Raw genomic sequence first — 12,699 nt, 5'->3', positions numbered from 1 at the left:
TGCATGTCGTTTACCGCTGAGGTGCGCGACGAGCTTGCGCGCTGCGAACCCGAATGTGAATACTGCGACTTGTCGACGCTCGCCGCCCTCACGCGCGTGAGTGGTACGCTCTCCCTTGCCGGCTCTGGGCGGTATCGTTTGACCGTTGCGACTGAGACGGGAGCCGTCGCGCGCACGATGATCACGCTGACGCATCGTATCCTTAAGCTCAAAACGGAGTTCACCGTCCGCAAATCTGTCTTGCATAAGGTTCGAAACTACCTCATCACCTTGCCTGATCAGCCAGACCTGGATAAGGCCTTGGTTCTGCTGGGTATCCTCGACCGTAGGGGAGGACTTGTCGCCGGCGTACCCCGACATATCGTTGCCCGTCCTTGCTGTAGACTTGCCTATATCCGCGGCGCGCTCATCGCGGGCGGCTTCGTGGCCGATCCACGCGGCGATTTTCATTTGGAGATCGCTGTGCAGGGCGAGCAATATGCCAAGGGACTTTGCAATCTGTTGGAGCAGATTGGGGTCCATGCTCGTGTTAATGCACGGCGGGGGTCATATGCCGTGTACATTAAGAGCGCCGAGGAAATCGAGCATCTATTAAAGCTGATTGGTGCCAAGCGCAGCGTTGCCGAGATTGAGGAGGCGCGCGCGGTCAAGTTGGTTAAGAACGATGTGAACCGTCGCGTGAATGCCGAGCTCGCCAACCAAACCAGAAGCGCCGGTGCTGCCCAACATCAGCTTGCGCTTATCGACGAGCTCGAGCAGCGTGGCCTTCGCGATGCGCTTCCGGATGCCTTGGCGGTCTTTTGCGACCTGCGCGAGCGCTATCCTGATCTGTCGCTGCGTGATTTGGGGGAGATGGCTGACCCTCCCTTGTCGAAGTCAGCCCTCTACCATCGTGTTTTACGGCTTGAAAAGCTCATTGAAGCAAACAGGTAGTTTGAAGTAACGACTTATATACGGATTTAGCTGCTATTTTAGTCTTTAAAACGTTTTAACGTAAATTTGCTTTTCAATTTCGAGCATTCTCGTGAAATTCAAGTCAAAAAAAAGGTATATTAGGCGAGTGGTTAGTTTGTGGGCCTCAACGGCGGGCGCTGTAGCTCGCGGGGGCCTTACGAAAGGAGACACAATGGCAGTAAAGGTTGCTATTAACGGCTTCGGTCGCATCGGTCGTCTGGCTTTCCGTCAGATGTTCGGTCATGAGGGCTCCGAGATCGTCGCTATCAACGACCTCACCTCTCCCGATATGCTCGCTTACCTGCTGAAGTACGACTCCACGCAGGGCAACTACGCTCGCGATCACGAGGTCGTTGCTGGCGAGGATTCCATCACCGTTGACGGCAAGGAGATCAAGATCTACAAGGAGGCCGACGCCAACAACCTGCCTTGGGGCGACCTCGACGTCGACGTCGTTCTCGAGTGCACCGGCTTCTACACCAGCAAGGCTAAGGCTCAGGCCCACATCAACGCTGGCGCCAAGAAGGTCGTCATCTCCGCTCCGGCCGGCAGCGATCTGCCCACCATCGTGTACAACGTCAACCATGAGACGCTGACCGCTGAGGACAACATCATCTCCGCTGCTTCCTGCACCACCAACTGCCTCGCCCCGATGGCCAAGGGTCTGAACGACTTCGCTCCCATCGTGTCCGGCATCATGACCACCATCCATGCCTTCACCGGCGACCAGATGCCGCTCGACGGCCCGCAGCGCAAGGGCAACTTCCGTCGCTCCCGCGCCTGCTCCGAGAACATCGTCCCGAACACCACGGGCGCTGCCAAGGCCATCGGCCTGGTTCTCCCCGAGCTCAACGGCAAGCTCATCGGTGCCGCCCAGCGCGTCCCGACGCCGACCGGCTCGCTGACCAACCTCTACGCCGTCGTTGACAAGAAGGTCACCGTCGACGAGGTCAACGCTGCCATGAAGGCCTACGCCGAGACCATCCCCGAGACCTTCGCCTACAACGAGGACCAGATCGTCTCCCGCGACATCGTCGGCGAGACCCACGGCTCCATCTTCGACGCCACTCAGACCATGTGCTCTGACCTCGGCAACGGCCAGACCCTCGTTCAGGTCACCTCTTGGTACGACAACGAGAACTCCTACACCTCTCAGATGGTCCGCACCATCAAGTACTTCGAGAAGTTCGTTGCTTAATTTAGCTTTTAGCGAATAGCTCGTTGAGCGTCTAAAGAAGGGCGCGGCCTTATAGGGCTTACACCCTAGGGTCGCGCCCTTTTTATAAGAAATCGTCTGCCGTAATGGGAGGCAGACACGTACGAAAGGTAGAAGCAAACATGGCCTTTACCAAGAAGACCGTCCGCGACATCGATGTCGACGGCAAGCGCGTTCTCGTCCGCGTTGACTTTAACGTGCCTATCAAGGATGGCGTCGTTGGCGACACCACCCGCATCAAGGCTGCCCTGCCCACCATCAACTATCTCGTTGAGCACAACGCTCGCGTCATCCTCATGAGCCACCTCGGCCGTCCCGAGGGCACCGGCTTCCAGCCCGAGTTGTCCCTCGAGCCCGTCGCCAAGAAACTCGCTGAGCTCTCTGGTCTCGACGTTGCCTTTGTCGCCGACACCTACGGCGAGAAGGCTGCTGAGGCTGTCGCCGCCGTCGAGCCGGGCAAGGTCCTCGTTCTCGAGAACGTCCGTTTTGACAAGCGTGAGAAGAAGAACGATCCCGAGATCGCCAAGAAGCTCGCTTCCTATGGCGACGTCTTCGTTCTCGATGCCTTCGGCACCGCTCACCGCGCCCAGGGTTCCGTCGTGGGCCCCGCCGCTTACCTGCCTGCCGTCGCTGGCTTCCTGCTCGAGAAGGAGGTCGACACGCTGACCGGCATCTTCGCCGAGCCCGAGCGTCCCTTCGTCGCCATCGTCGGCGGTTCCAAGGTTTCCTCCAAGATCGGTGTTCTCGATCACCTCATCGACTCCGCTGACACCCTGATTATCGGTGGCGGCATGGCCTACACCTTCTTCCTGGCTCAGGGCCTGACCGTTGGTCAGTCCCTCAAGGAAGAGGACTGGGTCGAGCGCGCCGGCGAGATGCTCAAGAAGGCCGAGGAGAAGGGTGTCAAGATCCTACTCCCCATCGACAACCGTGTTGCCGATCACTTTGGCGAGGACGCTGTCCCCGAGGTTGTTGCTTCCGACGCTATCCCCGACGATCGTGAGGGTATGGACATCGGTCCCAAGACCGAGGAGCTCTATGCCGAGGCTGTCAAGGGCGCCAAGACCGTGTTCTGGAACGGCCCCATGGGCGTCTTCGAGTTTGACAACTTTGCTCACGGCACCCAGGCTATCGCCGAGGCTGTCGCCGAGGCTGACTGCACCTCGATCATCGGCGGTGGTGACTCTGTCGCAGCTGTCAACAAGTTCAACCTGGCCGACAAGATGAGCTGGATCTCCACCGGTGGTGGCGCTTCCATGGAGCTCGTCGAGGGTAAGGCCCTGCCCGGAGTGGAGGCGCTTCTCGATGCCTAATCGCACCCTTCTTATCGCTGGTAACTGGAAGATGAACAACGACGTCGCCGAGGCCGCCAAGCTCGCCGACGAGCTGGCTCAGGCTCTGCCCGAGGTTCCGGCTGGCGTCGAGGTGCTCGTCTGCCCTCCGACCATCGACATCACCACGGTTCATGACCGCATTCAGGCTGCCCCCATCGCCCTCGGTGCACAGAACGTGTACTGGGAGGCCAAGGGTGCCTTCACGGGTGAGTCCTCTTGCGACATGCTCAAGTCCGCTGGCTGCACCTACTGCATCATCGGTCACTCCGAGCGTCGCGACTACTTCCACGAGACCGACGAGGATCAGAACAAGAAGGCTAAGGCTCTCGTTTCCGCCGGTCTTGTTCCCGTCTTCTGCTGCGGCGAGTCCCTCGAGGTCCGCGAGGCTGGCACCTATGTCGAGCACGTCGTGAACCAGGTCAAGGCTGGCCTTGCTGGCCTTGAGATCACCTGCCCCAAGCAGGTCGTCGTCGCCTACGAGCCCATCTGGGCCATCGGCACAGGCAAGACCGCTACCGCCGAGGACGCTCAGGAGGTCTGCGGCGCTATCCGTGAGACCCTCAAGGAGATGTTCGGCGAGGAGCTCGCCAACGGCATCCGCGTGCTGTATGGCGGTTCCGCCAAGCCCGGCAACATCGCCGAGCTCGTCGCCAAGCCCGACGTTGACGGCGCCCTCGTGGGCGGCGCTTCGCTCAAGGCTGCCGACTTCGCCTCTATGGTCGTCAAGGCAGGCGAGTAGGACATATGGCACAACGTCATCTTCCTGCACTCCTGATCATCATGGATGGTTGCGGCCTTGCTCCGGCCGATGGCGAGAACGCCGTCGCCGCTGCCAAGACGCCCTTCCTTGATAGCCTGTACGAGAAGTACCCCCACACCACGCTCGGTGCTTCGGGCGAGGACGTGGGCCTTCCCGACGGCCAGATGGGCAACTCCGAGGTGGGTCACCTCAACATCGGTGCCGGTCGCATCGTGTTCCAGGAGCTTTCGCGCATCAACAATGCCATCAAGGACGGCTCCATCGCCAAGAACGAGGTTTTCGTCAAGGCCATGGACGATGTCAAGGCTGACGGCAAGACTCTCCACCTCATGGGCCTTATGAGCCCTGGCGGCGTTCACTCCCACATGAACCACGTCGAGGCTCTGGTCAAGATGGCTGCCGAGCACGGTGTCAAGACCGTTCGCGTCCACGCCTTCATGGATGGCCGCGACGTTGACCCGCAGTCCGGTGCCGGCTACATGAGTGAGTTCTGCGCCTTCCTGGCTAAGATCTCCGAGGAGACCGGTTGCGACGCTCGCGTTGCCACCGTCTCGGGCCGTTATTGGGCCATGGACCGCGATAATCGTTGGGAGCGCATCCAGCGCGCCTACGACGTCATGGTCAACGCGTCCGATGCTGATACCGACCCCGTTGCCGGTATCAAGGCCTACTACGAGAAGGACCCGCGCGGCGACGAGTTCGTCGAGCCCTTCGCTGCCCACAACGAGGGCATTCACGAGGGTGACGCGGCCATCTTCTTCAACTTCCGTCCCGACCGCGCTCGTCAGATGACCCGCGTGTTCACGGACAAGGAGTTCGACGGCTTTGAGCGCGAGCAGATCAAGCTTTCGCACTTTGTGACGATGACCGAGTATGATCCGACGTTTGACGTCGAGGTCGCCTTCCCCAAGACGTTCCCCGAGAACGTCCTGGCCGACGTTATCGCCGCCAATGGCCTGAAGCAGCTGCACACTGCCGAGACCGAGAAGTACGCCCACGTGACGTTCTTCCTCAACGGTGGCATCGAGGAGCCCAAGGAGGGCGAGGAGCGCGTGCTCGTCGCTTCCCCCAAGGTTGCTACCTACGATCTGCAGCCCGAGATGAGCGCTCCCGAGGTTACCGAGAAGCTCGTCGCCGCCATCAACGAGGATCGCGCTGATTTCTACATCGTGAACTTCGCGAACTGCGACATGGTTGGTCACACCGGTGTCTTCGACGCTGCCGTTAAGGCCGTTGAGGCTGTTGACGATGCCCTGTCCAAGGTTGTCCCGGCGATTCTCGCCAAGGGCGGCTTTGCACTGATTACCGCCGACCACGGCAACGCCGATCACATGTTTGACGTTGCTTCCGACGGTTCCAAGCATCCGTTTACGGCTCACACCACCAACCGCGTGCCGTTCATCATCGTTGATGAGAAGGCCAAGCTCACCGGTATCGAGGACGGCCGTCTTTCCGATATCGCTCCGACCATGCTCACCATGGCTGGTATTGAGCCTTCCGCCGAGATGACGGGCCGCGTGCTCGCTACCGAGGCCTAATAGAAAACAAATACCGTTTTCTAGCAAGGGGGTTGTCCACAACCGGACAACCCCCCTTTTTGGTATTTCTGCCATTTCCACCCCGTCCTTGAGTGGCAGGTAGGGGAGAGCGGGGGATTGTGGTACAGTACTGGAGTTTGAACTGTTCTATTAAGGAGCTTATCTATGGGTCCGTTCCAGATTCTTCTGTTTGTCGTTTGGGCTGTTTCTGCCGTGGCGCTGACGATTCTCGTCCTGATGCATTCCGGTAAGGGTACCGGCGTTTCGGATATGATTGCCAGCTCGCTGTATAACTCCAGCTCTGCCACGGGCGTTATGGAGCAGAACCTTGACCGCCTGACCGTCATCATGGCTGTCGTGTTTGCCGTGTGCGTCGTGCTGTGCATGTTCTTCTTCCCGCAGGGCATCGTGGGCTACTAATCACGAGCCGCATAAATACTTGAAAAGGGTCCCGCAAGTGCGGGACCCTTTTTGTTTACATATTTGTAACAGAGTCAAAATATCCTCATATACTTCGCCCAACTAAAGAAAATCTCGACCGTTAACCGGAATTAGCCCCAAATCGTGCATAAAATGCGCTACTGTATTGCAATACGTTGGTCCGCTTTGTATAACCAGCCAAAACGGCGGACCGCGTTTGAATGGTTCGATTGGGCTGTCTTGACGTTGCCCGACCGAACTTACTTTGTCCTATCTCATAAGGAGGATGGCATGGCTGATTCTATGTTCCACCAGCCCGTTATGGGTCGTCGCGCCTTTGTCGGCGGTACCCTTGCTGCGAGCTCCATGGCTTTTCTTGCCGCATGCGGCAAGAAGGGCGGCGACGCTTCCGGTTCTGAGTCCGGTTCGACGCTGAACTTCTACATCAACAACCCGGTCTGCATCGACCCCTACAATGTCCAGGAGGACCAGGGCACTCAGGTCGAGTACCAGCTCTTTGACGCTCTGACCTCTTATGACGCCGAGAAGGGCGAGATCGTTCCGCTGGCTTGCGAGTCCTTCGAGGCCAACGACGACGCCACCGAGTTCACCTTCAAGATCAAGAAGGCCAAGTTCCACAACGGTGACGACGTTACCTCCAAGTCCTTCAAGCTCGGTTGGGAGCGTCTGGTCAACACCAAGTCGGCCATCGCTACCGAGTATGGCCCTTCCGAGGTCTCCTATCACCTTTCCATGGTCGAGGGCTATGACGATCTGCTTGCCGGTAACGCTACTGAACTCAGCGGTGTTACCTGCCCCGACGATGAGACCCTCGTCGTCAAGCTGTCTTCCGCTTACGCCGACTTCCCCTTCGTCGCCTCTCACCCGGCTCTGGCCCCGGTTCCCGAGTGCGCCGAGTCCGATGCCAAGAGCTTCTACCTTGCACCGGTCGGTAACGGCCCGTTCATGATGGACGGCAAGTGGGAGGATGGTCAGGAGATCAACCTCAAGAAGTTCGACGATTACTATGGCGACAAGGCCAAGATCGATGGCATCCACTTCCAGGTCATCAAGGACATGGAGACCGCTTACAAGGAGTTCCAGGCCGGTAACCTCGATGTCTGCGACGTTCCCGTTGCTCAGATCGACGCCGCCAAGAAGGATCGCGGCGTGTCCAAGGACGGCTACACCATGGGTGACGGCGAGCGCATGCTGCTCGGCTCCGAGCCTTCCACCTACTACCTGACCTGCAACAACACGGCCGAGCCGTTTAACAACGCCGACCTGCGCAGGGGTATCTCCCTGGCCATCAACCGTGAGGCCATCTGCAAGACTATCTTCAAGGGTACCCGTACCCCCGCCGACGGCATTGTTCCTCCGGGCATCGATGGCTACAAGGAGGGCGCATGGGAGTTCTGCGCCTACGACGTCGACAAGGCTAACGAGTACCTGGACAAGGTTGCTCCCGCTGGCGCTAACGGCGATCGTGGCATTAACGTGACCCTTTCCTACAACCAGGATGGTGGCCACAAGGAGATCATGGAGTCCATCATCGGTGACCTCGCCAAGGTTGGCGTTACCGCTGTCTCCGATACCCCTGAGTGGTCTGCCTTGCTCGAGCAGTACCAGAACTTTAACTATCAGTTCGGTCGTCTGGGTTGGATTGCCGACTACCCGATTATGGACAACTTCCTGTATCCGCTGTTCCACTCCGACTCCCTCGGTGGCGACAACCGCTCCGGTTACAACAACCCCGAGTTCGACGCCAAGGTCAACGAGGCTCGCACCACGGTTGACGACGAAGAGCGCGTTGCTAAGATGCAGGAGGCCGACGCTATGGTCGCTGCCGACTGCCCGGTCATCCCGGTGATGTTCTACACGCACACCATCGTCGGCTCCGATCGCATCAAGCACCTCTATGTCGATCCGCAGAAGCACGCTGAGCTGGGTACCGCTGAGCTCGCCTAAGAGTTTGCAGCTTCCGTGAGGGTCAAGTATTTACGTAGACCTCATGGGAAACATACAGTTCTCCCTAACCTGGGGTAAACTGGCTGATGGTAATTTTGGGATGCCGGTCTGGCGATCGGCATCCCATTTAGGTTAATCCCTAGATAGGGGAGTGGTATGGGTAAGTACATCGTTAAACGTGTGCTTCAGTTCATCCCGGTATTTTTGGGCGTTACGCTGATTCTGTTCGCCCTTCAGAATATCGTGCCGGGAGATCCGATCAAGCTGATCGGTGGAGACAAGGCTCTGTCCCCCGAGGTGGAGCTTCAGCTTCGCGTCCGCTATCACCTGGTCCAGTCGGACGAGGACGGCAACGCGATCCTTGACGAGAACGGCGACCCCGTTCAAACGTCGCTCGTGGACCGTTACTTGTATTACATGAACGGCCTGCTTCATGGCGATCTGGGCAATTCGTATCAGCGCAAGCTGCCGGTTACGGAAATTTTTGCCCAGAAGTATCCGTATACGGTCAAACTTGCCGCGTGCGCCATCGTGCTCGAGGCAATCATGGGTATCGGTGCGGGTATCATTTCGGCGGTAAAGCGTTATTCCTTCTGGGATATTTTGGTAACGCTCACCACGTCGATCCTCGTTGCGGTCCCGGCCTTCTGGCTCGGTATGTTGCTGCAGCTGTTCTTTGGCGTCATCCTCAAGGACGCTACGGGCGGTGCAATCTCCATGCCGATCTCGGGTGCCGGCGGTTCCAGCTCTCAGTATCAGGATTGGATGCACTATGTGCTTCCGACCATTACGCTGGCTTCGGTTTCGACCGCTTATGCCGCCCGCATTATGCGCTCGCAGCTGCTTGACGTCATGAACCAGGATTACATCCGTACGGCAAAGGCCAAGGGTCTCTCCAATCGCGCGATCATCGTCAAGCATGCGCTTAAGAATGCACTCATCCCCGTCGTTACCTATATTGGTGTCGACTTTGGTGGCATGCTTTCGGGCGCCATCCTGACCGAGACGGTTTTTAACTGGCCCGGTATCGGCTATGAGGTCTATCGCGCCATTAGCATGCGTGACTGGCCCATCGTTATGGGCGGCGTTACGCTCATCGTCGTCGTCGTCATGGTGATTAACCTGCTCGTCGACATTAGCTATGCATTCCTCGACCCGCGCATCCGCCTTGGCGGTCCGTCGGATAAGGCCTAAGGGAGGTACGTCTCATGCAGGAAACTGATTCTCAGTCTCAGGAGCAGGCTACCGCCACCAAGGCCGCATCTGCTCCCGCCAAGTCCCGCACGCTGTGGGGTGACGCTTTTAAGCGTCTTCGCAAGAACAAGCTCGCCGTTATCGGTGTCTGCTGGATCATCATCGTCGTTTTGGTTGCCCTGACCGCAGATTTGTGGGCTAAGCCCTGGCTCGGTTCGCCGACGGCTTCCGACTCGACCACCATGGCCGAGACGTCGCTGTTGGCTCCGTGTGCAGAGCACCCGTTTGGCACCGACGCCCTTGGTCGCGACATTCTCGTCCGCGTTATCTACGGTGCACGCGTTTCGCTGTCCGTCGGCATTATGGCCACCGCGATCTCCACGGTGATCGGTCTGGTCATGGGTGCTCTGGCCGGTTTCTACGGCGGGATCTGGGATACGATCATCATGCGCTGTGCGGACATCTTCCTGGCGTTCCCGTACGTGCTGTTCGTTGTCGCCATGATCGCCGTTATCGGCCGTGGTCTTCAGAACGTCTTTATCGCCATCGGTATTCTCGGCTGGCCTTCGATTGCGCGCGTCTTCCGCTCTGCAATCTTGACGGTCAAAGAAAACGACTATGTTGACGCTGCGCGCGCGATGGGTGCATCTGATGCTCGTATCGTAGTGCGTCACATCTTCCCGAACTCCGTCGCCTCCATCGTGGTCTACGCGACCATGAACATTGGTGGCGCCATTCTGACCGAGTCCGCTCTGTCCTTCCTCGGCATGGGCGTTATTCCGCCTACGCCTTCGTGGGGCTCCATGATTCAGGACGGTCAGCAGTATCTTCTGACTGCTCCCTGGATGATGATCATGCCCGGTCTGGCAATTCTCTCGACGGTGCTCGCCTTCACCCTGCTGGGTGACGGTCTGCGCGACGCCCTCGACGTCAAGATGAAGGACGCATAAGGATGAAGAAGAACAAGAACTATGTGGACCTGAAGGACCAGCCGGTTCCCGAGGGCCAGCATCTGCTCGAGGTCGATGACCTTAAGATGTATTTCCATACCGAGGATGGTGTCGTTCGCGCTGTCGACGGTGTGTCCTACACGCTCGATCGCGGCGAGACCCTGGGTGTCGTCGGTGAGTCCGGCTCCGGTAAGTCCGTGACCGCCATGACCATCATGGGCCTCATCTCGATGCCTCCGGGAAAGATCGAGGGCGGCGACGTTCGCTATCGCGGTCGTTCTATCCTCGAGATGACCGAGGAAGAGATGCAGCACATTCGCGGAAACGACATCGCGATGATCTTCCAGGATCCTATGACCTCCTTGAACCCGGTCTATAAGATCGGCAAGCAGGTGGGCGAGGGCCTTCGTCTGCACCGTGGCTACTCCAAGCAGGAGGCGCTCAAGCGCGCTACCGAGCTTTTGGACCTCGTGGGTATCCCCGAGCCCGAGAAACGCGTCAATGAGTATCCGCACCAGTTCTCCGGCGGTATGCGTCAGCGTGTCATGATCGCTATGGCTCTTGCCTGCGATCCCGATATCCTGATTGCCGACGAGCCCACGACGGCTCTGGACGTTACCATTCAGGCTCAGATTATCGAGCTCATGCAGGAAATGCAGGAGAAGAACGGCAACGCCATCATCATGATTACCCATGACCTGGGCGTCGTTGCCGATATGGCCGATAAGATCATGGTTATGTACGCCGGCCGTCCCGTCGAGTTCGGTACTGCTGAGGAAATCTTCTACGAGAGTCGCCACCCCTACACCTGGGGTCTTATCCGCTCCATCCCGGAGCAGGCCATCGAAGAGAAGAAGCCGCTTACGCCGATTCACGGCAACCCGCCTTCGCTCATGAACCTGCCTGAGGGCTGCGTGTTCTCGCCTCGTTGTCCCTATGCGACGGACAAGTGCCGCAAGCAGCGCCCCGAGCGCGTTGTCACCGAGTCTGGTCATTACTCTGCGTGCCACTACTCCGGTGACCCCGAGTTCCTCAAGAACGCTCCTGAGACGTCCCGTACGCGCAAGGATTCCAAGAAGGGAGGCGAGGCGTAATGGCAGATACCAACGAGCGTACTCCGCTGCTGAAGGTCGAGCACCTCTCTAAGGAGTTCCCCGCTGAGTCCGGCATGTTCGCCAAGCGCTTCTCCAAGCGTGTTGTCTCTGCAGTAAATGACATTTCGTTCGAGATTTATCCGGGCGAGACCTTTGGTCTGGTTGGTGAGTCTGGTTGCGGTAAGTCCACGACGGGTCGCACCATCATGCGCCTGACCAAGCCGACCGCCGGTAAGGTGTTCTTCCAGGGTAAAGATGTTGCCGAGATGAGCAAGCATGAGATCAAGGACATGCGTCGCGAGATGCAGTTCATCTTCCAGGATCCCTATGCTTCGCTCAATCCCCGTATGACCATCGGCGAGATCGTCTCCGAGCCCATGACCATTCATGGCGTGGGTACCAAGGAGGAGCGTATCGAGCGCGTCCGCGAGCTGCTGGACGTCGTCGGTCTGAATCCCGAGCACATCAACCGTTATCCGCACGAGTTCTCGGGCGGCCAGCGCCAGCGTGTCGGCATCGCCCGCGCGTTCGCTCTGAAGCCCAAGCTGATTATCTGCGACGAGCCTGTCTCTGCACTTGACGTATCCATTCAGGCCCAGGTTCTGAACCTTCTTAAGGAGCTCCAGGACAAGTTCGGTACCGCGTATCTGTTTATCGCTCACGACCTGTCCGTCGTGCAGCACATTTCCGATCGCGTTGCCGTTATGTATCTGGGTAAGATGGTTGAGGTTTCGGACTGGAAGACGCTCTACAGCGAGCCTCACCATCCGTACACGCAGTCGCTGCTGTCTGCCGTGCCGGTTCCCGATCCTGATATCCAGAAGACCCGCAAGCGCATCATCCTCGCTGGCGATCCGCCGTCGCCGCTGGATCCGCCGACCGGTTGCCGTTTCCACACTCGCTGCCCGATCGCTCAGGGTATCTGCTCTGAGAAGCTTCCCGAGTTTAAGGAAGTTGCACCTGGTCACTGCTGCGCGTGCCACTTCGCGGAGCCGTTCCCGATCAAGGAATCGCACATCGACCTGTAGTCGGTTGTTATCGTTCGGGCCCGCCCTGAAGTTATTTTTCAGAACGTCCTCGGACATGCAAGAAACCCCCGCTGCGCACTTCGTGCGGCGGGGGTTTCATGCGTCCTGACGCTCCTATTTGGCAAGGTGTTTTTTAGAATCCATTTTGCGCTCGGCCTCGAAGGCCTGCCTGTCCCAATCGAGCGGAAGTCCGGCCTCGACCCATGCCTCGTAGGCCCTCCTTATGGGCTTGAGCTCCCTTTG

At 58.5% G+C, this 12,699-nt stretch carries 11 protein-coding genes; all 11 read left to right on the top strand.

Features of this window, described 5'->3' with window-relative positions; all coding sequences use genetic code 11:
* Positions 1–3 precede the first annotated feature (3 nt).
* The 11 genes from whiA (at position 4) to I4W09_RS07405 (ending at position 12,456) form a co-directional block, all read left to right on the top strand.
* Complete coding sequence (whiA, locus tag I4W09_RS07455) at positions 4–933, top strand: DNA-binding protein WhiA (RefSeq protein WP_055286943.1); 930 nt, start codon at positions 4–6, stop codon at positions 931–933.
* Positions 934–1,126: 193 nt separating this feature from the next.
* On the top strand, positions 1,127–2,152 hold the full coding sequence (gene gap / locus I4W09_RS07450) for a type I glyceraldehyde-3-phosphate dehydrogenase (RefSeq protein ID WP_055286941.1): 1,026 nt from the start codon (positions 1,127–1,129) through the stop codon (positions 2,150–2,152).
* Between the two features lie 140 nt (positions 2,153–2,292).
* Positions 2,293–3,483, top strand: coding sequence for a phosphoglycerate kinase (locus I4W09_RS07445; protein WP_099431437.1), 1,191 nt, complete (start codon positions 2,293–2,295; stop codon positions 3,481–3,483).
* The gene (tpiA, locus tag I4W09_RS07440) at positions 3,476–4,243 is read left to right on the top strand and encodes a triose-phosphate isomerase (protein WP_035138884.1); all 768 of its coding nucleotides are present in this window, start codon (positions 3,476–3,478) and stop codon (positions 4,241–4,243) included. Before I4W09_RS07445 ends, tpiA begins: the two co-directional genes overlap by 8 nt.
* Positions 4,244–4,248: 5 nt before the next feature.
* Complete coding sequence (gene gpmI, locus I4W09_RS07435; RefSeq protein WP_117877273.1) at positions 4,249–5,802, top strand: 2,3-bisphosphoglycerate-independent phosphoglycerate mutase; 1,554 nt, start codon at positions 4,249–4,251, stop codon at positions 5,800–5,802.
* 165 nt (positions 5,803–5,967) lie between these two features.
* Positions 5,968–6,222, top strand: coding sequence for a preprotein translocase subunit SecG (gene secG, locus I4W09_RS07430; RefSeq protein ID WP_006236144.1), 255 nt, complete (start codon positions 5,968–5,970; stop codon positions 6,220–6,222).
* 291 nt (positions 6,223–6,513) lie between these two features.
* Entirely contained in the window at positions 6,514–8,190 is a 1,677-nt protein-coding gene (locus I4W09_RS07425; protein ID WP_196033307.1) for a peptide ABC transporter substrate-binding protein, read from the top strand.
* A 156-nt stretch (positions 8,191–8,346) separates the two neighbouring features.
* Complete coding sequence (locus I4W09_RS07420) at positions 8,347–9,384, top strand: ABC transporter permease (protein ID WP_022094885.1); 1,038 nt, start codon at positions 8,347–8,349, stop codon at positions 9,382–9,384.
* A gap of 14 nt (positions 9,385–9,398) precedes the next feature.
* Positions 9,399–10,334: an ABC transporter permease gene (locus I4W09_RS07415; RefSeq protein WP_055310513.1), complete on the top strand. Its 936-nt coding sequence runs from the start codon at positions 9,399–9,401 to the stop codon at positions 10,332–10,334.
* A 2-nt stretch (positions 10,335–10,336) separates the two neighbouring features.
* Complete coding sequence (locus I4W09_RS07410; protein ID WP_022094887.1) at positions 10,337–11,428, top strand: ABC transporter ATP-binding protein; 1,092 nt, start codon at positions 10,337–10,339, stop codon at positions 11,426–11,428.
* Positions 11,428–12,456: an ABC transporter ATP-binding protein gene (locus I4W09_RS07405; protein ID WP_022094888.1), complete on the top strand. Its 1,029-nt coding sequence runs from the start codon at positions 11,428–11,430 to the stop codon at positions 12,454–12,456. The genes I4W09_RS07410 and I4W09_RS07405 overlap by 1 nt, the downstream gene beginning before the upstream one ends.
* Positions 12,457–12,699: the final 243 nt, after the last annotated feature.

The organism is Collinsella aerofaciens (assembly GCF_015670795.1).
In the GTDB taxonomy this organism is placed as follows: domain Bacteria; phylum Actinomycetota; class Coriobacteriia; order Coriobacteriales; family Coriobacteriaceae; genus Collinsella; species Collinsella aerofaciens_Q.
The sequence above is the reverse complement of the archived record's forward strand: the minus strand, read 5'-3'. Positions and strand labels throughout refer to the sequence as shown.